The sequence below is a fragment of the Rhizobium sp. Leaf321 genome (assembly GCF_001423215.1).
GTDB lineage: Bacteria > Pseudomonadota > Alphaproteobacteria > Rhizobiales > Rhizobiaceae > Neorhizobium > Neorhizobium soli.
Window position 1 is genome coordinate 202,700 of record NZ_LMOF01000007.1, and the last position, 22,071, is coordinate 224,770.

The window sequence follows — 22,071 nt, forward strand, 5'->3', positions numbered from 1 at the left end:
TGATAAAGGCCGCCGCCAGCGCTTCGGTCTGAGCTGGCGTTCTGGTGTCTGCGGACTGGCTCATGTCAGTACTGTCCGCGCGCTTGTCGGTAGATGATCTCATCTGCGATGTCCTCGAGGCGATCCAACGCTTCTGACGACCGATAGTAGTCGGCGGTCTCTTGCCACGTGTTGCACGTATACTGCCGCGAAACGACGTCGATGTCGTCGCTCGGGCGGCCGTCGACATAGAGGTAGATTTCCGGAAACTTACCGAGACTGCCCCGGAAATAGAACGCGACCTCGCCGTATTGTTCCTCTTGATCACGTAGTCGTTCTTCGTCAGACATCCCATCGATACCCGACAACAGATCGTCGATCTCGGAACGGAGGATGGCGAGGATTTCTTTCCGCGTACGCACTGAATGAGCACGGGGATATTGGACCTCTTCTTTGTTGAGGGCGCAGTTGAACTGACGCTTCTTGATAAAGGAAATCCACGTAGGGTGCGTCAAAAGGCGGCTGACGGCCGAATACGTCGGCTCCGTCTTGAGCCAAGTCTTGACTGGCGACGTCCAGTCGGAGACATCTCTGGAGTTGCGTTTATAGAGCAGCATCAGAGCTGGGCGAAGGTCTTCGCCACGGCCGAAACCGATTGCGAGATGCATATCCGGTTCAGCCCGATCACGGATGTAGTCCGGTTTTGCGGCGAGGACACGGGCGAGCAATGCCGACTGTTCTAGCAAGCTCTCGACTGTGGGGTCGCTGGCGATGATAGTCTTTTGTTCATGCGTGGTCATGCTGTGCGTAGTCCTTTGTGTTGCGGGAGAGATAGTTGCCGATCAAGAGGGTCACTGCCCGGCGCAGTTGAGCTAGTGGCCCTTCGGAGTGCATGATGATGAGTTCGGCGAGGAACTGCCTGGCGAACGGGTCGGACATCAGACCGACGTCGTGCCTGCCGTCCGCCCACCGGATGAGGAGATACTCCCCGTTCTCGGTAAAGGTGTAAGTCGGCAACAGCGTCAGCTTGAGCTTCACACCGACACCTGCTCGGTCCGCTGCAGCTTGAGCTGACGCTGCTTGCGCTGCCGCTCCATCGATCCCCGCACTCGATCGTAGACGACCTGTGACGTCAGCGGGTATTCGACAACCCCAGTCGAGCGGCCAAATTCCACGCGCATCACGACGATCGGGCGTTCTGATTTGGCGCGCGTGTCGCCATGTTTGATGACGCAGTCATCGACATTCAAGCCGGCAGCTTTCACTGCATCGAGCATGATCTTCGACCAGACCTCCGGTCTCCACCAGCGGCTGTCGTCAACGACGCGGACGGGCAGTTTAGTGCGGACGGTACGGACGATGCCGTTGGGCGAGCGGTGGTTGGCGTAGTGGAAGAAGTCGATGGTGGCCATGCGTTGTCTCCTTTTTTGCTAAGGCGACGATTCATATGACGTCTTTCAAATCGGGCGTCGAGCCCAAAGTCGATAGAATATTTAAAATAAAGCGAAAGGCATCGGCGGCGTTCCGATGCAACGCACTCCGTCACGGTTCCGTAATTGTTGACAATATTGCGTATTGCAAGAGAAGGGCTTCCGAATCCCCGTGTTGGTACGCTGACTTACATTGTTGACAATTCATAAAACATCGGAGTTGCTCGCGTAGTGCGTATATCGGTCGAGCGTTGCTTCACGAAGAAGTTCGTGAGTGACACATGTCCGCCGTCATCCGGCGGACACGATGCTGCCAGCGTCGGAGGATTCGCCGTCGCTGGTGATGTCCTTGATCTGATCTGCAGTGAGCGACGCGGCAAGGATTGCCGCGAAGTCCAAGGAGGCAAGCGCGGGGTAGACCGGATGCTGCCGGCCGAGACGCTGAGCGCGTGCCTGGTTGAGTGCATTCTCTTCGTCGATGTCCTCAACGTCTTCGCCGAAGGCGGCTGAAACGCGCTTGCGGGAGATGAAGCCGTGCTTCACCGCCTCGATGAGTGCTTTCGGCTGAGGCTTTGTCGTGGGCAGTTATGGATACAGTGCCCTGAAGGGTCATGCGATCCTGCCACGGGCGGCAATTGCCACATCGGTAAAATCAGCAAAGCTGACGCTGTGCGTGAGCTGTCGGGCTCCATCACGATCGTTCTTAACATTCACATCGTCGATATCCTGGCCCATCATCTCGGCAGCCTCGACTATCGCTATCGTCGCATACATGCGAACGATTGAAGCTGGTAGCGGCAGGAGCTGGGGCAAGGCCGTCTCAGCATTCGGCGGCCTGATCCCTTACGTTTATTCTCTCTACGTCATGGGCTATGTCGGCGTGTGGTCGTTGATTCAGCTTTTCACCGTGAGCTTCACGTGGTCGGGCCTGATCCTTGGCCTTTTCGGTATTGGTATCGGCTACCGCATCCTGCAATCGTTCTACGCCATCACGGAACTCAGCGCCGCACAGCTCGCGTCAGAGAAGGCCTAATCCGCACTTTCTACGATCTGGAAACCATACCTCGGGCGGAGTTTGGTGCCGTCCAGATGGTAACTGAAGACGATGGGGAGCTCGAACTGATACAGGCTGAAGATGTCGTCCATCGAAAAACCCTCTGCCGTCTTCTCAGTCACAAATTCCATGACACCGGCTTCGACTGCGGCGAGCTGGCTGCGGATAGCATCGCGCAGCGCGATCTCGTCACGTGTCTTCGGCGACATGGCTGCCGTCGAGATGGGTGTCAGGACGTAGGAATAGACAGGAGCCTCTACGACTGACTCGGCGGCCGTCTGGGTGAGGGCAGGGCGCTTCGCCATCACGCAACCTCCCTGTCAGCCAGGCGGACGACGTTGTCAGCAGTGATGTCCATGATGCTGTCAATGATGATAAGTGCTCGACGCGCATCATCGAGTTCCGTGATCGGCTGTGGGGCATCGTCCTTGCGCGTCCAGTGGTTGAGGAACGCCGTCCACTCGTAGTGGTCATCGGCATGCTCATCAGCGACCATCGTGTAGAACCAGTCGAGGCCGTCGCGGAGCTGCTTGAGCTTGCGACGGTCGATCTCCACGGTCATCTCAGTGACCCGGACGGTTCCGCGGCGACTGTGCTGGACGAGCACGTTGAGCAGATCCCAGTAGATGTCGCCGTTTTCGGGAATGTCTTGAAAATTGAAGCGGAGCATCAGCTCCCACGTGCGGAGCAGGTGTCGCATGTCTGGCGCGGAGCCGACGGCAACCCATGACCGTGAGAATGGCTGTGGAATGCGGGTGACGACTATGTCGTCGATGGTCCACGATTGTGTCTGCATGTCATCCTCCTCGATCTCGTAGGAAAATCTTGCGTGCCGGCGACGACAGAAGCAAACGCCGGCAGGATTTCACGCAGATGGGCGGCGACCAAAATTCGGCATCTTGTTGACCGAAGTGTAGGGGCTGGGTGCGCGTGGCATCTCGGCATACAGCGTCAGAGCCTTGCGCAGATCGGAGCGAGCAGATTCTATGAGCTGCACAAACGTAGGATGTTCCTCGAGGTCGGCCAGTTCCGTGCGACGATCAGAATATGTGCGGCCGTGGAGCAGTTTGCGTGCGCGGTTGACCTGGCTGCGGATGTTCGCGATCGTCCGCGGTTTCTTGCCACGCGCGGCCAGGAACTCTTCGAAGCCCGCATCAAGATCAGGAATCGAATATCCGCCAGCTCGGGCGAGGATCGCCTCACCGATGACACGGGCAAGTGGCGGCGGGACGGCGTTCGCAATGACAATTGAAGCATCGGTCTTCGTCAGCCCCTCGAAACTGTGGTCTGCAGGGAACCCCTGAATGCGGGCGACCTGGCTCATCGTGAGATCGCCCGTCAGTTCCAAGGCCACAGCGTCCTTCGCGTTCGGTTGATAGTCCGCGGGCATGGGACGTGAGTACGTCGACCGAACCGTTGGAGCAGGCCTGTCTACACTCCATAGCCGTCGCTTGTCGCCCTCCGACGTGACGCGTGGGTGAACGTAGATGGCATCACCGAGCTCATCGCCGAAGGCATCCCTCAACGTCATTTCTGTCTTCGACCGGGCGGCAAGCAGTGCTGACTCTAGGAAACCATCTCGTTCGCCTAGGCGGCCGATGCAGATGAAACGCTTGCGGCGCTGGGGCACGCCGTAGTCCGATGCGCGCAGCACCATTTCGGTCAAGCCGTATCCAGCCCGAACCCAGTATCTTCGAGCAGTCTTGTAAGCCTCGCTCCGAGCGGCTCCGCCAACGTTTTCGAAGACAAACCACTCGGGTCTCGATACGCAGATGGTCATTGCGAATGTCGGGGTTAGAGCCGCATTCGCTCCCTCGATCTTCTTTCCAGACGAACTGAAGTCCTGACAGGGCGGGCCGCCAGCGATGAGGTCAGGCCATGCCGCGTTGATAGCATGTGACGCGGCGGCGATGTCCGACAGATCGATGTCATGGGCTTCCATGCGGTTCGCTTTCAGAACCCTGAGCGCCGAACGCATGATCTCGATGTGCTTGTCCGGCTCTAGCCCGGCTTGTTGCAGACCCAGTCCCAGACCGCCAGCCCCAGCGAATAGTTCTACGAATCTCAAGCTCATCACGACAATCCCATCACGTATATCTTCGTGATAGGGCGTGGTGGTGAATCCTGCGTAAAAGCGGCATAACTCATTTCTTCAGCTTCGACATCGCGCGCTGGGGTTCGGCAGCGTCCGCTTTCGACGGATAGTACTGGATCACTGCGGTATCGACTTCCTTGTCCCAGAGGAAGGTCGCTTTGTATTTCGGGCTGTCGCTGAAGCGGCCTAGAAAGGTGACCTTCTTTGCGTCGCATGTGCGCAGCAGATATCTGCGGAGCCCGTCGAGTTCGCCGAAGAAGATGCTGGACGATGTTGGGGCGCCCTTCGTCTTCCACGAGAACTTTCTGACGTCCTTGCCAGCCTCGCGGGCTTTGTCGGGCTGAGCCTAGCGCGTTTCGTCCTTTCGGCCTTGCCTGTCGCGAGGTCTTCCTCAGGAAGCCGCGACGTAGGTTCAATTTCAACAATGCCTACACATGTTAAGAGCGGACACTGGAGCAGCGGGCAGGGAGTATCGGGCGCCTACGGCGTCCTTTCTCTCTTTGACGTCGACACGGATTGGTGATGAAGGAAGGCGTGTTCTAATATTGTCGCGCCGAACTATCGTCTCGGCGTCACCCGGAGGGCCTCACCGAGAAACAATTGGCTGAGAAGGGACGCCTGGGCATTGTTCTACCCGGAGCACGGGTGACGCGCCAGGCATTTGAGCGCCTATGGCCGCGACATTTATCGCTACCAGATGCTCAGAGAGTAGCGCTTCGTATAAAGTCGAGAAGGAAGGGCTCTCGCGACGGGTCGTCAAGCGGGAAGAGGAGCTGGCACTCGCAAGACTCTTCGATTTGTACCGCGTAGCGACAAGCACATCGATCGCCTCTTCGGCAGGCCGAAGGCCGCCACCCACCTACCACGTCAGCGGCTAGAGCTTGGCTAGTTCCTGGAGGGTTGCGCACTTCTCTTTCATCGAGATCAGCTCTCGTTGGAGGAACGCTTTACCCTTCGTAGCAGTCGCCTTGATCTTTGTATGTACAGCGGTTGGAGCCTTCTCAATCATGTCATCGGAGGCTCCGGCGTTTTGAGCAGTTCGGAACATGTCCTTCATCACTCGACCGATGCCCTGCTGCTGATCTCGTGGAGCATTGTCGAGCATGATCTTATAAAAACCACCACACTCCAGCGCGTTTTGCATCACCAGCTCCTCGTTATCTGATAGGTCGGACGAGCCAGGCTGAGGAAGCATTTCGGCGACGGAGTGGCCAGAATTTGGGATGTTTGGAGCATTCGCTGCTACTCGGGCCGTTTCCGTTTGCGCCTTTGCCACTTCGCCCACGATCGTCACAGCCGCTGCTGCATTGGTCCTTGCAATTTCAGTCTGTGCCGTAGCAGCAACTTTCTCACGTTCTATCGACGCGTTTTCCTGAACCGAGACGATGTCGGCAAGCTTGCCCGCGATCTGTACATTGGCAACGGCTTCCGCTTTCGCGGTCGTGGAGTTCACCTTCGCGACCTCAACTGCGACCTCCGCGTTCTTCTGAATGCGCAGGCGATCAGTATCGGACTGTATCTTCGAAAGATCGAGTGATGATGCCGCGCCGATTTTTGTTTCCTCAAGGCCGACCTTGAGCTTCTCGTGCTCTAGCTGAGTGCCGGTTGTGATCTTCAGTCGTTCTGTCTCGGCGTTGATCTTCGCCACTTCGAGTGCATGTTGTTTTTCCGCAGCGAGTGCTGCTTGCTGCACCGCCTGGGCCTCCTTCAGCCGCAATTCGACCTCTTCCCTTGCTTTCCGCGACGCGTCCTCCTTCAGTCGCGCCACCTCGGCGACGCGGAAATCGTCCGCTTGATAGACGAGCTCACGGCACTGATTTGTTAGCGCCTGAACCTTGAGACGAGCGTCCATTGGGTTTCGCTGGAGTTCGATGGTAAAGCTCTGCCGCATCTCGTCGATGATCATGCGACGCTCGGTGTTGATGCCCTTTCCCTCGAACAGGTAGCTCAGGGCGCCTTTAGACGAAACGCGTGCACTCTCGAAGCCATCGGCTGTCTGCCCCGCTACCGAAGCGGCCTCCAGCTTTGCGGTACAGGCGGTCAGCCCATCGACCAGCTCAAAGCTAACATCGGCCGGAGCCGCAATAACGCTTGCGGTAGTGCTGAAGAAAATGGACGCAGAAATGTAGAAGCTTAGGTTCTTTTTCATCTTTGGCTCTCGGTTGCCGTTTCACGCATATTCAGCAAACAATAGTGAAATGAGCGCAAACGCTGATGGTTAAGCTTTTTCGTTAGTTAACCAGCGGTTATGCGCCACAGCATACGTACACACGCGCATAAGCAAATCAGAGAAGTTCCACGGCTGCCCGCATCATGTCATCACGAACGTCGAGGTAACGTTGCGTAGTCGTCAGGTTCCGGTGGCCCGCAAACGTCATGACCTTGGAGCTGACGCCGGAATGCGCAAGCCGGGTGATGAACCAGCGCCGACCGCTGTGCGAGGTCGCGCCTTTGAAACCGGCAATCCTATATAATTTCCCCATCAATTGGCAAAGCGTGTTTGCCGAAAACGCTGTCCGCTTCTGTGTCAGGAGCAGCGGCGCGTCGGCCTCACGCTCTTCGGGCCATTCGTTGCGGTGTCTTTCGATCTCGTCGAGAAGGTAAAGTGAGAGATACACGAAATGCTCGAAGGTTCGCCGACCAACTTGTAAATATGCATTCCGATTGTCGACAGGTCGGGCACGGTTCGCACACCATCGATAGGGGGGCAGACCAAAGCAAACCCTCGGAAAGTCTGACGGCGATAGTCCACGACGGGCGGGCGGCCTGTGACGGGAGTGTTTCAGTCCGTCGAGAAGCCAGCTCAAGTGTAAGCGCTCATTTCCATGCGCGTTGGGTCCAGAACGACAGGCGTGTTGATTCCGGTGCGGTCGCAATGGCGGAGGCATACCGCGAGTGAAATCACTCACGAAGAAGTACGTGCAATTTCATCCAAGTTATCTTCGGTAGTGACGTGGTGCAATGCGTCATTACCGCCGAACATGACGATAGTCAGTGTGATGGAGAATGTTATGCCGCGTGCACGTAGTGAACGGAATGAAGCGGGTCGGACGAAAACCGAAAGGTGGAGGAAGAGAAGACTGGCTGTCGGGAGGCCGGAATCTTCCATCATTGATCGTGCCGTTGCAGCTTCGTTAGCGGCCCACTTCCGAATGGATGTCGAGATGGATACAGATCGGGAGCTTTACCACCGGATCTTGCGAGGAGCGACTAGGCTGCTCGTTGATCGAGGTTTCCAAAAAGCGGAGACCAACTTGGCGATGGTGCAAAGGCTTACGCGTCGTATAGACTTGTATTCGCTCACGGATATAGCAGTCGGTCGAGACGTTGAAAATCACTTCTCCCCATTACTCCCTAGTTCTGAATCGGAAGTATAGGTCGTTGGTAGTGCGCAGTTATACGGGCGCGGAGAGCACCGCCGGGAACCAACGCAAACAAAAACTGTCGAGGGCGCGCATGTCTGCATTATGGTTAGTTGCGGGGAAGTCGTCGCTGGCTCTAATCCGATCGAAATTGCGGTCGATGAGGTTCGACCGCAACTCGGCATGTTTGCGAGCCAGCGATGCCTTACCGACGACGGCCAGACCCTCGAAGCTAACGTCATCAATCTTGCAAAGGATATTGGAGATACCGCCTGGGTTTGGTGACAATCGATGAGCGGCGCATGGTGCGGGGGGCGACACCGGCAGCAACAAGCACCTCGTCGACTTCGATCTACGAACAGTTCATGAGATCGGCTTTTGGGACAGGCCGGTGCCTAGATAAGCTCAAGCGGCGGACGGCAATGATGACGACAATCAAACAAATCCGGTGCTTAATCTACCGACATTGCAGTAAGACGAAAACGCGCTCGGTGCCGAGCCAGTATGGTAAGCGGTGTCTTCCTGACTCAGTACCCAGGCGGTCGCTGCAAGCGTTGCGGAACATGCCTTTGGGTGACCTTGGTAGAAAGTACATCGCTCTCACTGATCAACACCTTGCCACCAATATTCTCCCCTCGAGATATGGCGGCTGCAGCGAGGTCGGTGAAGAACTCGGCGTAAAGCGCCAGACGCCGCAACGACATCTCCGGCGGGGAGGCAACCGCCCTGATCGCCTCGCACGTCACGATCACAAGCCACACTTGCGAACCGTCCGTCACCGCGATCTGTCCGTTTTCGTAGTAGAGAAACGGTGCGGGTTCGCAGAGGGTTATCTCGGGATGGTCGATCATATCAGCTCGCCTTCCTGCTCTTGAGGTCGTGCGCGACAGATTTGCGCAACGCGTCCATGATGTTGACTACGTTCGACGTCGGAGCAGGCGCTTCCTTTGTCTTCGAGGCCTTCCGTGTGGGCTTCAGGGTTCTCTTCTTCTCCTCGATCAGCTTCAGCAGGCTCTCCTGGATAGGATCGCTCACCATCTCAGGCGACCATCTCGCAGACTTCTGTTTGATCAGTTTTTGCACGAGAGGGATCAGGCCGGGTTCTGCTTCGTCGTCTATGTCTTCGAAATACACCTCTTCCGGCCGTACCTCGTCCCCAAAGCGAAGAGACCAGAGGACAATGCCGTTGTCGCGTGGCTCCAGCACGACCGCCCGTTCGCGACGGCCGATAACCAGCTTGGATACACCGACGACATTGTCGGCCTTCATCGCATCACGGATGACGGCGAAAGCCTCGTGGCCGACGGCATCGTCAGGCATCAAGTAGTGCGGTTTTTCGAGGTAGATCCACTCTATGCTTTGCGACGGTACGAACTTATGGATGTCGATTGTCTTCACCGTGTCGAGCTGGACGGCGTCGAGGTCATCGTCGCTCAGGATAACGTAGTCGTTCTCACCACGGGCATACCCCTTCGCTTCGTTCTGGTCCTTCACGGGTTTCCCGGTGACAGAGTCGATGTACTGCGAGACGACACGGTTGCCCGTCTCGCGGTTCAGCGTATGAAACCGCACCTTCTCGCTCTCGCTTGTCGCCGGGGTCATGGAGACCGGGCAGGTGACGAGAGAAAGCTTGAGGTAGCCTTTCCAGTAAGGACGGATCGCCATCGTCAAACTCCTAGCTTGCCTTGCGTTGTGGGGCGGCCTTCGAAGCGGCGGACTTCCCGACCGCCCCACGCGCCGCACGTTTCCGACCCGTGCCAGCGTTGGCATTGGCGGCAGTGCGTTCCGGTTTGGTTTCGGCAGCCTTCAGCAAGCCAGCGCTCTCGCGAAGGGCGGCTAACAGGTCGCTCGGCTGCGAGACCTCTATCTTCTTGCGCTTGGGAAGCGCCTTGCCCTCGACCTTGGCCTTTACCAGTTCGGCGAGCGCCGCCTCATATCGGTCGTCGAAGGTTGCGGGATCGAATGTCCCCTTCTTCGTGCTGATGATGTGCTTGGCGAGATCGAGCATCTCGCCTTCGATCTCCAGCTTCGGCATATCCTCGAACGCCTTCTCGCTGGACCGGACTTCGTAGTCGTAGTTCAGCGTCGTGGCGATCAGGCCCTTGCCGTGGGGACGGATGAGAACCGTGCGCATTCTCCGGAAGAGGACAGTCCTCGCGATGGCTGCGACCTTCGACCTCCTCATGCCGTCGCGCAGTGCGGCAAACGCGTCGGAGCCCATGCGATCTGGAGTGAGGTAGTAGGGCTTGTCGAAGTAGACGTCGTCGACGTCGGAGCAGGGGATGAACGCCTCGATTTCGAGCGTCTTGTCGCTCTCCGGGATCGTGGCGGCCACCTCGTCTGGATCGATGACGAGATATTGTCCGTTTTCGATTTCGAAGCCCTTGGTCTGGGCTTCCTTAGGCACCAGCTTTTCGGTCTCGCTGTCGATGAAGACGCGATTGACGCGGTTGCCTGTCGCCGAATTGATCGTGTTGAAAGTGATGCGGTCGGAGGTGGAGGCTGCCGTATAAAGCGCTACACCCGCTGTGACCTCTCCGAACTTGAGGAAGCCTTTCCACTGCGCTCGATGACCTGCCATACGCTTTACTCCGAATCACCTGGTTGGCGACTCCAATCGGATTCGAAGTGATTCGTTCCGAGTCAAAACGAATCATTTTTCAATGGCTTGAGCGGATATCTTGCGAGTTTGATTCAGCGTGGTTTCGTCATGCAGGCTTACCGTTTGATCTCAATCGGTTTCCAGATCACCTGGACGCTTTTGGGATCGGGGTCGAACAACTCGCACGTGATTTTCATATCTGTCCCTTCGCACGCGCTGCACCGGAACTTCAGTTTCCAAGGGTTAGCGTTCCAACCTTTGTACTGGGCGAGATCACGCGCCAGAAACCTGCCCTCGCGGCCACATGGTCGGCACGTCGCAACGACCACCATGTTGTGTCTGACAGCTTCGGCAAGCGTTCTGAGATTCCCGACCATTAGGCATAAGTGGAACAGATGAAGAACGACGTCAATCTGTCACTGCCCGCTGCGGTCATATGTTTACCGGGCTGCGGTTATCCGAACAGGTCCTTCGTCTGTGCCGGAAGTCCACCGAGGCCTCCGACCTCCGTGTAGCGTGGCAGCACCTTCATCCGGTCGGCGGGTAGGGGGCGCTGCAAGGCCTTCGCCTCACTCCACGGTGCTGTCATCCACATCTCGCATTCTTCCTTCGTCGTCAGAAGTACGGGCATGGCCTTCGGGTGGATGGGCTTTACGATCTCGTTGGGATCGGTCGTCAAGAAGGCGAAGAGGTCGTGTTCTCCTTCGCGCGGCGCCTTGATCGGTCCTCGTGATCCAATCCACTTGGTATGAATGCCCGCGAACATGAACAGCGGCTGATCCTCGCCGACGACGAACCATCGAAGCGGCTTCTTCCCCGTCGCAGGATCGGCGGCCTGTTCGTACTCGCTGAATGCAGTCGCGGGAACAAGGCAGCGGTTCTCGACGCGGAGCCACTGCTGCCAGTGGGGAATGAACGTCTTGCGGACGTTGGTCACGCCCCTGTCGGGCTTGCCGTCGAGATGCACTTCAGGCGTCGGCATGCCCCAGGTAGACATTGTCAGCTCGCGCTCCGCGTTGGCGTCCACGCGGATGATCGGCCCCTCGCGATCGGGGTGGACGTTGATTGACGGCAGCAGGTTTCCTTCCCGAAACCTCGTGATGCTGACGAAGTCCCTGATGGCCTGCTGGTTGGTCGTGACATTGTAGAGGTTGCACATGCCCGTCTCTCCCGTGTCCTGCGTAAATTGCTGACTTGATTTCGAAAATCCCTGAAAAGGCGACAGAGTCACAGAGTGCGGCTCCCGTCATCACGCATTCGTTTTCGGGAAATTGGGCGTCGAACTTTGTTCATGTATGCCAGATAGTCAATGCCGCGGGCGGCAAGTGCAGAGCCGGGGCCTACGTCAGCTTCTCTTCTGGCTGGCCGCGATCGGTTGCGCGTTCCTCAACTATCTCGGTTTCGACTTCAGTCACGTCATGTGGGTGCCTAAGAAATAAAAGACCCTGCCGACTAGGACGGGGTCTACACATCCAAGTGATTCATGAGCTTGCTCTCGATGCTCGCCCGGAACTGATGCATGGCCTGATTAATGGAGTTGTTGACTCCCATGACCACGAAGATGACGAACGAGAACAGGACCATGTGCGGGATGGTGCCATAAGCCCAATAAGCGAGCGCCGCACAAATCACCATGGAGATCACAGTGTTGATAATCTGGTCGCGGGCTTTCACCTGGGTCTAAGCCTCCACCATTCTCATGTAGTCGTCGAGTTGTGACTGAGACATCGTGCGGTCCTGTTCAAGATATCGGTGTCGGACACTCTCATGGCTGTGCCGCCTCGATCAAGTCTCGGGCGGCGGCGCTTATGCGCGACGTTAGCTTTTGCATGCAACCAGAAGCTGGGCAACATGGCAGAAATCAGCCAAACACCGCGCCACCGGACAGGGGCAGATTTGCGCCCTCAAGTCGGTCATACAGGCCATCGTCGAGCGTGACTGAAAGCAGACATCATCAAAGCCGCTGCATCACGACGTCTGAGCGCCTGGAGGAGACATTCTGCAGACTAAGACGACCGAGAGCTTGTCGATGGGGACGACGCGGGCAGCATACCCGAGCTTCAGCGCTCGAAAGTAGCAAATCCATGAAGCGCCTGTTGCAAGCCCCGACAGGACGAGAAAGAACCAGCTTCGCGCCGAGACCGAAGACGGTTTTTGCCAGTTGCCCGTAATATAGAGCATCAGGCCTGCGGCCATCAGGATAACGATGGTGCGGAAGAAAGTGGCGAAGTCGGAGCTGACGTTCTCTACACCTACCTTAGCAAAGATCGCGGTGAGTGCCGCAAATCCTGCCGAGAGAAGCGCCCAGAATGGCCAGCTCGTGAACAATGTCTTCATGATCAGCTCCCGTGACCTGTGAGGCGAATGAGGGAAAGTCCGAGGAAGAGGCCGACTGTTGAGACGACCAGCGACGTCGCGATGTAACCTGCCGCCACCCCCCATTGTCCGCGCTCCCAGAGGCTGACGGTGTCGAGCGAAAAGGTGGAGAAGGTCGTGAACCCGCCCAGAAGTCCTGTGGTCATGAACAGGCGCACCTCTTGCGGCAGCCCGGTGCGGACCAAGAAGAACTCCGTCATGAGACCCATGACGATGGAGCCAAGCACGCTGATGGTCAGCGTACCCCACGGGAATCAGTAGCCCATCATCCGGGCGGCAGCCGTGTTCACGGCATGGCGTGCCGCACCGCCGATGCCTGCTCCGAGGAAGACGATCAGATAGGGCATAGCCTGTTCCTCACCGCTTCGTATCCGTCAAGGCGTCTTCGGCCGTCAGAGCATGGTCCAGCAAGGCCCAGTGCTCGATGTGCTTGTAGATGATTACCTTGTTCTTCAAAAGCGCGCCGTGTGTCCGGCAGAACTCTTCTAGCAGATCGCGGTTGGCGATGAGTTCGACGCACATGGTGAGGTCCGGGTTTGGTATCTCGAAACCCTCGTCCTGCAGCTTGCCGCCGTTAGAGTAGCCGAAATGGGTGTGATGGGCGACGGCGTTCATGATGCCGGAGGCTTTGGCCTGGATGACCAACTCCCGGTAAAGTGGCCTGCCACCTCGGAACCACCCTCCCGTGCCAAGCGCCTTCTCACGAGGCTTCATATAGATGCGGACCATCCCGATCTCGCGGGAAGAAAGCTTGTGGCTGGTCATGACGATGGGCCTTTCTGCAAGGTTTGCTGTGCTCCGGAGCGAGCGCAAACGCACCTGCGCCAGGAGGTCGCCTCTGGCCTGGGCGCTCATCTCGCGCATGTGGCGGACGGAGATATCAGGGGGAATGTCGTTGGCGGCGGCCGTCTTCGGCACGCCGACCCGCTGCGAGAGATAGATGCTGGAATGGCCGCTGCAGAGATAGGCAACGAAGCAGGCGACCGCGATGTAGACGGAATGGGTCGCTCCAAAGAGTTCGATCCCCATGATCATGCAGGCGAGCGGCGTATTGGTCGCGCCTGCGAAGACGGCAACGAAACCGAGTGCTGCGAACAGGTCCGGTGGCGCGCCGAGCACGCCAGCGACCGCACTGCCAAGAGCAGCACCGATGAAGAAGAGCGGTGTGACCTCACCGCCCTTGAAGCCCGCGCTCAGCGTTACGATGGTGAAGAGGCCCTTCCAGGCCCAGCTCCAGTAATCGACATGCTCGGGCCGAAAGAAGCCGAGGATGGTTGCGTCCTCAGGGTTCGGAGACCAGACACCGAGGCCGAGATACTCACGGGTCCCCAGAACATAAACGAGGCCGATGAGGATGGCGCTCGCCAACACCGGCCGCAGCGGCGCGTAGGGCAGGATCGCCTTGTAGGCCGATGATGCGAGATGGGAGAGTTCGGCGAAGAAGTGAGCGGCAAGACCGAAGGCGACCCCTGCTATCACCACCTTCAGTATGAGAAGCGCATCGAGATGAAAGCCAACCCCTTCGCCCGAGAGGTAGACAATCGAATACTGGAGATGGCCGATGCTCCAGGCATGGCAGGTCCAGTCGCCTACCACGGCGGCGAGCATCGACGGAAGCAACGCTTCATACTGCATCCGGCCAATCGTGAGCACCTCCAGCGCAAAGACAGCGCCAGCAATCGGCGTCCCGAAAACCGCCCCAAATCCAGCGGCGATGCCTGCCATCAGCAGAATGCGGATGTCCGAAGGCGTAAGCTTGAACAGCCTGCCAAAGGCGCTCGCCAGGCTGCCGCCGAGCTGTACGGCGGTGCCTTCGCGGCCTGCCGAACCACCGACCAGATGCGTGAGCACCGTGGTGACGAGAATGAACGGAGCGATGCGCAGCGGTACGCCGCCGCCCGGCTCGTGGATTTGATCGACGATGAGGTTGTTGCCGCCCTCGGCTGACTTGCCGAACTTTCCATAAGCCCAGACCATGGCGAAGCCCGCGACCGGCATCAGATAGATCAGCCAGGGAAACTCGAAACGCAACTCTGTCGCCCGGTCGAGGCTCCAGAGGAATAGGGCGACCAGCGACCCGACGGTCATCGCCATCGGGGTAACGATGACAATCCATTTGGTCAGACCGCGGATTTGCTGGAAACGGAGACCGAAAATCGATGCGAGCGTCATGCGAACGACGCTCCATCAAATCCGGCGATCAGGGGAAAATTAAAGGGACTTTGACTTCCAGGCACGACTCTACTCCTTCGCGTGGCTCGCGTTGAGTAGGAGTCATCAGCTTCATCTGAGAAGCGGTTCGGCTTGATGCCCGGCAGAATCCATTACCGTGAGAAATCGATATGGCATCTTAGAGATGATTGTCAACGTCCGGTGCGATGCTGCTCTCTGACAGGACAGTGAGGGGCTGACGTGGTGTCGCAACACCGCTTACATCAGACCGAAAAGCATTCCACGACAGGCAGCCCGCGGCCCATGGGACAGCGCGGTGCCGTTGTCGCGGACACGGTGGCTTTCTCTTCCGGATAGACGGTCAGTCCGACCGCGGTCTTATCCTAGGGGCGTAGACTGCCCCTGTTTAGCAACCATTTTTTTCAAAACGCCAATGACGTCCACGCGCCAATAGAGGTCATCTCGTGTGCGACTTAACATTGAATCCACCATACTGCTCTGTGCGTGACTTCTGCATTGGTGAGCGTCGAAAATTATGGGCAACGATTCCCCGTGGCGTTGCCTTCCTGCAGCGCTGTGCAACATCACTTTTATCGCTTAAATTCATTATGAACATTTAGAAAAATCGATTGTTGAACTGGATGAACTCGAGACTGCGATCCCTATGACCCTAGACCAGTTGCGCATCTTTGCCGAAGTCGCACGCCACCAGCACATCACCAAAGCCGCAAAGGCGATGCACATGACGCAGTCGGCCGTCAGCGCGGCAGTTATAGCGCTTGAGGAGCGGCATGGCGTGGCGCTGTTCGACAGGATCGGACGTTCGATCGTTCTCAACCAGACGGGATCGATCTTTCTCAAACACGCACTTCAGGTGCTCGCGGAGGCCAAGACGGCCGAAGCCGCGCTCAGCGACCTGGCGGGTTTGTTGCGCGGAGAGCTGTCGGTGATGGCCAGCCAAACCGTTGGAGCCTACTGGTTACCGTCACGGCTCGCTAGGTTCCATGCGCTTTATCCAGGTCTCGGCCTCGAGGTCAGGATCGGCAATACCGAGGCGGTGGCCGATGCTGTCGAGGCAGGGCGGGTCGAACTCGGCGTGGTTGAAGGCAGGGTCGATCGCCCGACCTTGTCGTCGCGCATGATCGCCACGGATGAGATGATCGTCGTTGTTTCGCCAACCCATCCCTGGGCCAAAGGCAAAAAGCTCGGCAGACCGGATTTTGCCGAGGCGACATGGGTGCTGCGCGAACCCGGATCAGGCACGCGTCTCGCCTTCGAGGCAATGATTGTCAGTGAAAAATTAAAGCTGCAGGCCTTAGATGTTGCGATTGTCCTGCCTGGGAACGAGGCAGTCCTCGGCGCAGTCGAAGCGGGCATGGGGGCAACGCTGACCTCGCGAAGTGCTGCCCAGACCGAACTCAATAGCGGGCTACTGGTGGAGGCAATCCATCCCCCGCTTCCACGCCCGTTCTTCCTGATCAGACACAAGGAACGATATCGCTCGAAGGCGGCCGATGCGTTTGAGGCGCTGCTATCGGAACAGATACGTTGACCTATCGCGGACCCGAGACGCTTTGGCACGAGCATCGACGCAAGGAGCGATTGGCTGCCCTCCACAACTCGAATATGGGCGCATTGAATGACTTCCGGGCCCGTCTTCAGCTCGCGTCCGCCAGCGATATCCCGAACTTCGATCCATTCGACGGCGGTGTTGGCGCGCGACTGCTGATCCTTCTGGAGACACCTGGACCAAGTAGGGCCGAATGCCGCCGTCGCTTCGTTTCGATCGACAACCCGACCGGCACGGCAAAGAATCTGCGACAGGCGCTGGCTGGGGCCGGGATATCGAGAGAAGACATCGTCTTGTGGAATGCGGTCCCTTGGGTCCATGCGACCACAAAACCGATCATGGCCAGCGAGCGGCACGACGGGATAGAGCAACTGCATGGTCTTCTACCGCTGCTGCCGGACCTCAAGGTCGCGGTTCTCGCGGGATCGGTGGCGGGTGCCGCGCGCGACCTGCTGGAAACTGCTTGTATCGAGGTGATCCTGTCTCCTCACCCAAGCCCGACGCTGATCAATACTTCGCCGGCGCTGCGCGACCGTCTGCATGCGGCCTTCGAAACAGCAGCCGCGATACTCAATTAATCGAAAATGTCGAACGAAATAACCTGAACTATGCGTTGGAACTGATTGACGTCGTCACCTATTTTCTCCTCAATGATCAGGAGAGAAGTCATGCAACAAGTTGTTGCCTTCCAGAAGCCCATCACGCCAGCCGCGGATGTTCCCATGCAAGGCCATGTCATACGAAACTTTACACCAAACTGGTTTGCCACCACGATGGGAACCGGCATCCTGTCCGTGGCCCTTGCTCAGTTTCCGGGCCATCCATGGCTGTTTGCCGTGGGGCTAGGTCTCTGGCTGTTCAATATCCTGCTGTTCGCCACCTGCACGGTACTCTACGCAGCAAGGTGGACGCTCTATTTCCATGAGGCGAGCCAGGTATTCTCTCATTCGGTCGTGTCGATGTTCTTCGGCTGCATCCCTATGGGGCTGGCCACGATCATCAATGGCTTTCTGATTTACGGTATCCCGCATATTGGCGACACAGCGGTTACGATCGCGACGACACTCTGGTGGATTGACGTCATCCTGTCGCTCGCCTGCGGTCTGGCCATTCCGTTCATGATGTTCACGCGCCAATCGCACTCGATCGACCAAATGACGGCGGTCTGGCTGCTGCCGATCGTGGCCAGCGAGGTAGCGGCCGTCAGCGGTGGTCTGCTACTGCCCCATATAACTGGTGCCCAGACGCAATTGACGGTGCTAATGACCAGCCTAGTTCTCTGGGCTTGCTCGGTTCCGCTGGCCATGAGCGTCCTCGTCATCCTCTTCCTCCGCATGGCCGTCCACAAGCTTCCGCACGTCAACATGGCTGCCTCGAGCTGGCTGGCGCTTGGCCCGATCGGAACCGGAGCCCTCGGCCTTCTCGTGATGAGCCAGACCGGCCCCGCTGTGCTCGCGGCCAATGGATTGGCCAGCGTTGCTCCGGCCTTCGGCGGAGCCAGTTTCCTGGGCGCGATACTTCTGTGGGGCTACGGCATCTGGTGGCTGGCCACTGCCGTCTTGATCACCCTGCGCTACCTTCGCGAGGGCCTGCCCTTCAACATCGGCTGGTGGGGCTACACCTTCCCGCTCGGCGTATTTGCGGTCGCCACGCTTCGTCTGTCGACGGTGGTGCCGATATCGGCGATCGCTGTCTTCGGCGCGGTCCTCGTAACTGCCCTTGCCTGCATGTGGCTGCTGGTTGCGGCCAAGACGACCAAGGGTGCACTCGACCGCTCGCTCTTTATCGCGCCCTGCCTCAAGGCAGACTGATGATCGAAACACTCCGGCGTCTGCCCATGTTGGAGTGTTTTCTCGAACCGAGCAGGAGAAGATATGACGCTTCGTATTATGGCCATGATTGTCGGCGGCATTGCGTTGGGATGTGTAGGGTCCGCCAAGGCCGACCCCGTGCAGGGCTTGATGAATCCGGCTGTGTTCCAGGACAATATCGTTGGAGTGAAGACGGCCCCGGTCACGCTGGTCGTCTATTCCTCCCCGACTTGCAGTCACTGCATCGACTTCCATGAAAATGACTTGCCGAAGCTGCAGGAGACGTATGTGGCACCGGGCAAGCTGAAGATCGCCTACCGGCCCTTCGTGCGAAATTCGGCGGATTCCGTCATCTTCATGCTGGCGAATACGCGGGGCCAGGACAGATTCGATGAGACGGTATCGACCTTCATGTCGAAGTTCGACGAGATCGCCGCGGCTGCCAATCCCGAGGAAGTGCTGCGCGAGATCGCCGGCAGTTTGGGCATCGACCGCGCGGGCTTCGATCGCGCTGTTGCCGATCAGGCTTATCTGGACAAGCTCAATGCCGCGACGACCGAGGCCAGCCAAAAGTTCGGTGTGGCCGGCACGCCATCGTTCTTTGTCAACGGCGAGCGGGTCGAAGTGAAGCGAAGTTTCGACGAGGTCTCCGATGCTATCGCCGCCGCACAAGCCGACTGATCAGAAAGGCCCGATGCAGATCACTTGGAGCCCAGTCACGGGAACGTGAGCACGGATTGTCCGTCACGTGGGAATGAATCCCGCCTCCATGGGTTCTTACCCACTCTTGTCGAAAGGAAGACCTCATGCGCGCCAAAGTCACAGTTCTTATCGCAACGGCGGTCGGCATAGGCCTCGGTTCCCTCAGCCCCGCCTTGTCAGAACAGCAGCACCAGCATCATCAGCCCGAACCGGCGGGCAAGAATGAAGCAGCAGATGCGTTCTTGGCAAGCATGAAGGCTGCAATGGAAAAGATGCATGCCGGCATGATGTCGGTTCCGGAGAGCGGAAATCCGGACAGGGACTTCCTCGCGCAAATGATCCCGCATCATCAGGGCGCTGTCGATATGGCCAAGGCGGTTCTGGTCAGCACGAAAGACCCGCAAATTCGAAACCTCGCTCAATCGATCATCACCGAGCAGACCTATGAGATTCAACTGATGCACACGATGCTCGATCAGTCGGGCAATCAACCTGCCGCAACTCTGGAGACCGTAAAATGAAACGTTCCATCCTGGTTCTGATGTCCGCACTCGCAGCATCTCCCGCCCTGGCTCTTCCGGACGCGAAGGATCGAGTCTATGCCGCCGACCAGAACAGCAACACGGTTTCCGTCATCGATCCCTCGACGAACACGCTTCTGGGTTTGATCAAGCTGGGTGATCCAAGGCCCAACGTCCTGAGCCCTCTCTACAAGGGCGAAGTCAATGTTCACGGTCTCGGCTTTTCGCCGGACCATAAAACAATCGTTGCTGTCTCCACCGTTACCAATTCGGTGACCTTCATCGATACCGCGACCAACAAGGTGAAGGGTGTGACCTATATCGGCCGCAACCCGCACGAAGCCTTCTTCACACCCGATGGCAAGCATGTCTGGGTGACGGTGCGTGGAGAAGACTACCTGTCGGTCATCGACGCCAAGACGTTCAAGGAGACCGATCGGATCAAGACGGAGAGTGGCCCCGGCATGACGATTTTCGCGCCCGACGGCAAGCGCGCCTTCGTCGCAAACAGCTTCAACCCCGTCGTCCAGGTCTTCGACGTGGCGTCGAAAAAGCTGATAGCTGCCATCCCGGTCGTGTCGCCCTTCTCGCCGTTCATACAGGTCACGCCCGACGGCAAGGAAGCCTGGCTGACCCACAAGGACGTCGGCAAGGTAACGCGGATCGATACCAAAACCCTTGAGGTCAAGGGTGTTATCGATACCGGCCCGATTACAAACCATCTGGCCTTTGCCAAGACACCCGCTGGCACCCTCGCTTACGTGACCATTGGCGGCGAGAATGTCGTGAAAGTCTACACACTCGATGATGAAGCCAAACTGGTCTCCACCATACCGGTCGGGGCGCTTCCGCATGGCATCTGGGGCTCCGGAGACGGCAGCCGTATCTATGTCGGACTGGAGAATGGCGATGCGATCGATGTCATCGACACCGAAAAGCAGACGAAGATCGCCCACATCCCCTCCGGCCAAGCTCCGCAGGCCCTGATCTATGTTCCCGACGCAGTTGTGGGCGGTGATGGCCGTCAAAACTTGGAGCCGCAAAAGGATATGCCCGAGAACATCACCCTCATGCTCAAGCCCGCAGAGAATATGGAGGGCAGCGGCATGATCGTTTCGCGCAATCTCGGTTTGATCGATATCGTCGACGTCAGCGTTTCCAAGCTGAAGCCGGACACCACTTACACGCTGCTCTTCGAAGGCCAGCCGGAACCGATCGTCGCCTTCAAGACCGATGCCAAGGGGGCCGCGATGGCATCCGCAACCAGCCCCACACGCGCGATCGTCAATGCGGGTGAAGCGTCAGCATCTCCCAACGTGATCCTGGTCGAAGGTGCCAAACCATCAAAGGATGCCGTTTTGAAGTCTCGATAGGATTGTCGGTTGGAGAGCCGCAGGCGTAGTGCTATTTTCCTTGAACGGCGTGCGCTTGCCGCTATTAGAGCAAGCAGATGACCTGTTTGGCCGACTGCAGACCAAGGCCTCGGCAGGGCTACGCCAAAAGCGACTATTCCCCGTAGAATGCAGAATGATAGCGCACCAGCCCATCACGCTTGTCATCTGAGAAAGCTAGGCGTTGGAAATACTCTTGGGGAACGCCTGGAAACTGGAGCGAGGTGTCAGGATGAAACCCGAAGCGACCATGATAAGCAGGATCACCCAGAACAACCTACCCCCGCGCACCCAGTGCTTTTATCTCGTCAAGTCCAGCTTCAATGAGTCGAGTACCAACACCTTGCCGCTGTTGATCAGGTTTTACAGCGACGGGCCCAAGACCGTACCAATCGACAGATTGTCCGTTGATCTCGACCGGTGAGAAGGCAATATGGCCTGAGATCACGCCATCCCGTTCTGCCACGAGGGATATTGTCAAAGCACCTGTTGCTCGCAAGGCCTCGACAATCGCTCCTTCTGTTCCGTCACTGTGAGCCGCGTTTTCGAACGCGTTTGCGACAAGCGTTTGGATTTCTGGAATGTCGAGCGAGGTTTCCGAGCGTATTATCATAGGAGATTTCTAGCAAACGACCTTTGCTAGGCCAATAGCAAGTCCGCTTCGGGCCAACAGCCGCTAACACGTCTCGGCAGGAATGCGCCTTTATTTCAGTCGTTCCGAGTTGGTGCCCCCGCCTCGGTTTCGTAGAGGCCGAAAAGTCAGGCCTAATCGGTGCGACTACCATTCGGCCCATCTCAAACCCGCCTCAATTAGGAATGCCCGAAGGAGACTTGCGTCGCGTTCGGCGTAACGATCAAGTACGGACCCGCTTACCCCAACCGCACGTGTGTGTTCTTGCTGTGCTTGGCCGATTTCGTTACGTGCTCAACCCATGTGCGAGTCGCCGAAGAATGCACCTTGAACGACTGCTGGCACCAGTCTAATAGTTAATATGCGGTAAATCGC

General features: G+C 57.8%; 24 protein-coding genes, 2 pseudogenes and 1 riboswitch. Of the genes and pseudogenes, 7 read left to right on the forward strand and 19 right to left on the reverse strand.

What is annotated here, in order from left to right; genetic code table 11:
• Positions 1-65: 65 nt before the first annotated feature.
• From ASF70_RS13810 to ASF70_RS24750, 5 genes are all read right to left on the reverse strand, one after another.
• Complete coding sequence (locus ASF70_RS13810; RefSeq protein WP_062580460.1) at positions 66-779, reverse strand: hypothetical protein; 714 nt, start codon at positions 777-779, stop codon at positions 66-68.
• Positions 766-1,017, reverse strand: coding sequence for a hypothetical protein (locus ASF70_RS13815; RefSeq protein ID WP_062580462.1), 252 nt, complete (start codon positions 1,015-1,017; stop codon positions 766-768). The genes ASF70_RS13810 and ASF70_RS13815 overlap by 14 nt, the downstream gene beginning before the upstream one ends.
• Positions 1,014-1,391, reverse strand: coding sequence for a hypothetical protein (locus ASF70_RS13820; RefSeq protein WP_062580465.1), 378 nt, complete (start codon positions 1,389-1,391; stop codon positions 1,014-1,016). The genes ASF70_RS13815 and ASF70_RS13820 overlap by 4 nt, the downstream gene beginning before the upstream one ends.
• Positions 1,392-1,700: 309 nt before the next feature.
• On the reverse strand, positions 1,701-1,952 hold the full coding sequence (locus ASF70_RS13825; RefSeq protein WP_062580467.1) for a hypothetical protein: 252 nt from the start codon (positions 1,950-1,952) through the stop codon (positions 1,701-1,703).
• 66 nt (positions 1,953-2,018) lie between these two features.
• Positions 2,019-2,147, reverse strand: a complete 129-nt coding sequence (locus tag ASF70_RS24750) for a hypothetical protein (protein ID WP_280136592.1) — start codon at positions 2,145-2,147, stop codon at positions 2,019-2,021.
• 34 nt (positions 2,148-2,181) lie between these two features.
• On the opposite strand from ASF70_RS24750, the gene ASF70_RS13830 reads away from it, so the two are divergent.
• Entirely contained in the window at positions 2,182-2,442 is a 261-nt protein-coding gene (locus ASF70_RS13830; RefSeq protein ID WP_062580468.1) for a hypothetical protein, read from the forward strand.
• Here the strand turns inward: ASF70_RS13830 and ASF70_RS13835 are convergent.
• The 13 genes and pseudogenes from ASF70_RS13835 to ASF70_RS13915 form a co-directional block, all read right to left on the reverse strand.
• Complete coding sequence (locus tag ASF70_RS13835; RefSeq protein WP_062580469.1) at positions 2,439-2,768, reverse strand: hypothetical protein; 330 nt, start codon at positions 2,766-2,768, stop codon at positions 2,439-2,441. The genes ASF70_RS13830 and ASF70_RS13835 overlap by 4 nt on opposite strands.
• Positions 2,768-3,259, reverse strand: coding sequence for a hypothetical protein (locus ASF70_RS13840; RefSeq protein ID WP_062580471.1), 492 nt, complete (start codon positions 3,257-3,259; stop codon positions 2,768-2,770). The genes ASF70_RS13835 and ASF70_RS13840 overlap by 1 nt, the downstream gene beginning before the upstream one ends.
• 69 nt (positions 3,260-3,328) lie before the next feature.
• Positions 3,329-4,537, reverse strand: a complete 1,209-nt coding sequence (locus ASF70_RS13845) for a DNA cytosine methyltransferase (protein WP_082471905.1) — start codon at positions 4,535-4,537, stop codon at positions 3,329-3,331.
• Positions 4,538-5,432: 895 nt separating this feature from the next.
• Positions 5,433-6,707, reverse strand: coding sequence for a hypothetical protein (locus ASF70_RS13855; RefSeq protein WP_062580476.1), 1,275 nt, complete (start codon positions 6,705-6,707; stop codon positions 5,433-5,435).
• A 136-nt stretch (positions 6,708-6,843) separates the two neighbouring features.
• Positions 6,844-7,446 (reverse strand): site-specific integrase, encoded by a 603-nt coding sequence (locus ASF70_RS24755; RefSeq protein WP_082471906.1) that lies wholly within the window; start codon positions 7,444-7,446, stop codon positions 6,844-6,846.
• 1,001 nt (positions 7,447-8,447) lie between these two features.
• A complete protein-coding gene (locus tag ASF70_RS13875; protein WP_062580485.1) occupies positions 8,448-8,771 on the reverse strand; it encodes a hypothetical protein in 324 nt (107 codons plus the stop codon).
• Between the two features lies 1 nt (position 8,772).
• Positions 8,773-9,585 (reverse strand): Ku protein, encoded by an 813-nt coding sequence (locus ASF70_RS13880; protein WP_062580486.1) that lies wholly within the window; start codon positions 9,583-9,585, stop codon positions 8,773-8,775.
• Positions 9,586-9,595: 10 nt separating this feature from the next.
• Positions 9,596-10,501: a Ku protein gene (locus ASF70_RS13885; protein ID WP_062580488.1), complete on the reverse strand. Its 906-nt coding sequence runs from the start codon at positions 10,499-10,501 to the stop codon at positions 9,596-9,598.
• 475 nt (positions 10,502-10,976) lie between these two features.
• Complete coding sequence (locus tag ASF70_RS13895; protein WP_062580492.1) at positions 10,977-11,681, reverse strand: SOS response-associated peptidase; 705 nt, start codon at positions 11,679-11,681, stop codon at positions 10,977-10,979.
• A gap of 305 nt (positions 11,682-11,986) precedes the next feature.
• Positions 11,987-12,196 carry a hypothetical protein gene (locus tag ASF70_RS13900; protein WP_062580494.1) on the reverse strand — a complete coding sequence of 70 codons (210 nt, stop codon included), beginning with the start codon at positions 12,194-12,196 and terminating at the stop codon, positions 11,987-11,989.
• 336 nt (positions 12,197-12,532) lie between these two features.
• Positions 12,533-12,859 (reverse strand): annotated as a pseudogene (locus ASF70_RS13905) (EamA family transporter); the annotation flags it as partial.
• Positions 12,860-12,861: 2 nt separating this feature from the next.
• Positions 12,862-13,125, reverse strand: a complete 264-nt coding sequence (locus tag ASF70_RS13910; RefSeq protein ID WP_348270995.1) for a CrcB family protein — start codon at positions 13,123-13,125, stop codon at positions 12,862-12,864.
• 130 nt (positions 13,126-13,255) lie between these two features.
• Positions 13,256-15,070 (reverse strand): voltage-gated chloride channel family protein, encoded by a 1,815-nt coding sequence (locus ASF70_RS13915; protein WP_062580495.1) that lies wholly within the window; start codon positions 15,068-15,070, stop codon positions 13,256-13,258.
• An 89-nt stretch (positions 15,071-15,159) separates the two neighbouring features.
• A riboswitch (Fluoride riboswitch) is annotated at positions 15,160-15,236 on the reverse strand.
• Positions 15,237-15,734: 498 nt separating this feature from the next.
• Here ASF70_RS13915 and ASF70_RS13920 point away from each other — a divergent pair.
• The 6 genes from ASF70_RS13920 (at position 15,735) to ASF70_RS13945 (ending at position 21,047) form a co-directional block, all read left to right on the forward strand.
• Positions 15,735-16,622, forward strand: coding sequence for a LysR family transcriptional regulator (locus ASF70_RS13920; RefSeq protein WP_062580497.1), 888 nt, complete (start codon positions 15,735-15,737; stop codon positions 16,620-16,622).
• Entirely contained in the window at positions 16,619-17,218 is a 600-nt protein-coding gene (locus tag ASF70_RS13925) for a uracil-DNA glycosylase (RefSeq protein WP_062580499.1), read from the forward strand. The genes ASF70_RS13920 and ASF70_RS13925 overlap by 4 nt, the downstream gene beginning before the upstream one ends.
• 90 nt (positions 17,219-17,308) lie before the next feature.
• A complete protein-coding gene (locus tag ASF70_RS13930; protein WP_082471908.1) occupies positions 17,309-18,451 on the forward strand; it encodes a TDT family transporter in 1,143 nt (380 codons plus the stop codon).
• Positions 18,452-18,529: 78 nt separating this feature from the next.
• Entirely contained in the window at positions 18,530-19,132 is a 603-nt protein-coding gene (locus tag ASF70_RS13935) for a thioredoxin domain-containing protein (protein WP_162237985.1), read from the forward strand.
• Positions 19,133-19,257: 125 nt separating this feature from the next.
• Entirely contained in the window at positions 19,258-19,674 is a 417-nt protein-coding gene (locus ASF70_RS13940) for a DUF305 domain-containing protein (protein ID WP_082471909.1), read from the forward strand.
• Positions 19,671-21,047, forward strand: coding sequence for a YncE family protein (locus ASF70_RS13945; protein ID WP_062580504.1), 1,377 nt, complete (start codon positions 19,671-19,673; stop codon positions 21,045-21,047). The genes ASF70_RS13940 and ASF70_RS13945 overlap by 4 nt, the downstream gene beginning before the upstream one ends.
• Before the next feature lie 133 nt (positions 21,048-21,180).
• Here the strand turns inward: ASF70_RS13945 and ASF70_RS23660 are convergent.
• Positions 21,181-21,678, reverse strand: a pseudogene (locus ASF70_RS23660) (N-acetyltransferase).
• Positions 21,679-22,071 lie beyond the last annotated feature (393 nt).

What these genes read in the sequence shown, in the direction of transcription:
- ASF70_RS13810 (WP_062580460.1), bottom strand. Translation starts at nt 779, where the DNA reads ATGACCACGCATGAACAAAAGACTATCATCGCCAGCGACCCCACAGTC.
- ASF70_RS13820 (WP_062580465.1), bottom strand. Translation starts at nt 1,391, where the DNA reads ATGGCCACCATCGACTTCTTCCACTACGCCAACCACCGCTCGCCCAAC.
- ASF70_RS24750 (WP_280136592.1), bottom strand. Translation starts at nt 2,147, where the DNA reads ATGATGGGCCAGGATATCGACGATGTGAATGTTAAGAACGATCGTGAT.
- ASF70_RS13830 (WP_062580468.1), top strand. Translation starts at nt 2,182, where the DNA reads ATGCGAACGATTGAAGCTGGTAGCGGCAGGAGCTGGGGCAAGGCCGTC.
- ASF70_RS13835 (WP_062580469.1), bottom strand. Translation starts at nt 2,768, where the DNA reads ATGGCGAAGCGCCCTGCCCTCACCCAGACGGCCGCCGAGTCAGTCGTA.
- ASF70_RS13840 (WP_062580471.1), bottom strand. Translation starts at nt 3,259, where the DNA reads ATGCAGACACAATCGTGGACCATCGACGACATAGTCGTCACCCGCATT.
- ASF70_RS13845 (WP_082471905.1), bottom strand. Translation starts at nt 4,537, where the DNA reads ATGAGCTTGAGATTCGTAGAACTATTCGCTGGGGCTGGCGGTCTGGGA.
- ASF70_RS13855 (WP_062580476.1), bottom strand. Translation starts at nt 6,707, where the DNA reads ATGAAAAAGAACCTAAGCTTCTACATTTCTGCGTCCATTTTCTTCAGC.
- ASF70_RS24755 (WP_082471906.1), bottom strand. Translation starts at nt 7,446, where the DNA reads ATGCCTCCGCCATTGCGACCGCACCGGAATCAACACGCCTGTCGTTCT.
- ASF70_RS13875 (WP_062580485.1), bottom strand. Translation starts at nt 8,771, where the DNA reads ATGATCGACCATCCCGAGATAACCCTCTGCGAACCCGCACCGTTTCTC.
- ASF70_RS13880 (WP_062580486.1), bottom strand. Translation starts at nt 9,585, where the DNA reads ATGGCGATCCGTCCTTACTGGAAAGGCTACCTCAAGCTTTCTCTCGTC.
- ASF70_RS13885 (WP_062580488.1), bottom strand. Translation starts at nt 10,501, where the DNA reads ATGGCAGGTCATCGAGCGCAGTGGAAAGGCTTCCTCAAGTTCGGAGAG.
- ASF70_RS13895 (WP_062580492.1), bottom strand. Translation starts at nt 11,681, where the DNA reads ATGTGCAACCTCTACAATGTCACGACCAACCAGCAGGCCATCAGGGAC.
- ASF70_RS13915 (WP_062580495.1), bottom strand. Translation starts at nt 15,070, where the DNA reads ATGACGCTCGCATCGATTTTCGGTCTCCGTTTCCAGCAAATCCGCGGT.
- ASF70_RS13920 (WP_062580497.1), top strand. Translation starts at nt 15,735, where the DNA reads ATGACCCTAGACCAGTTGCGCATCTTTGCCGAAGTCGCACGCCACCAG.
- ASF70_RS13930 (WP_082471908.1), top strand. Translation starts at nt 17,309, where the DNA reads ATGCAACAAGTTGTTGCCTTCCAGAAGCCCATCACGCCAGCCGCGGAT.
- ASF70_RS13935 (WP_162237985.1), top strand. Translation starts at nt 18,530, where the DNA reads ATGGCCATGATTGTCGGCGGCATTGCGTTGGGATGTGTAGGGTCCGCC.
- ASF70_RS13940 (WP_082471909.1), top strand. Translation starts at nt 19,258, where the DNA reads ATGCGCGCCAAAGTCACAGTTCTTATCGCAACGGCGGTCGGCATAGGC.
- ASF70_RS13945 (WP_062580504.1), top strand. Translation starts at nt 19,671, where the DNA reads ATGAAACGTTCCATCCTGGTTCTGATGTCCGCACTCGCAGCATCTCCC.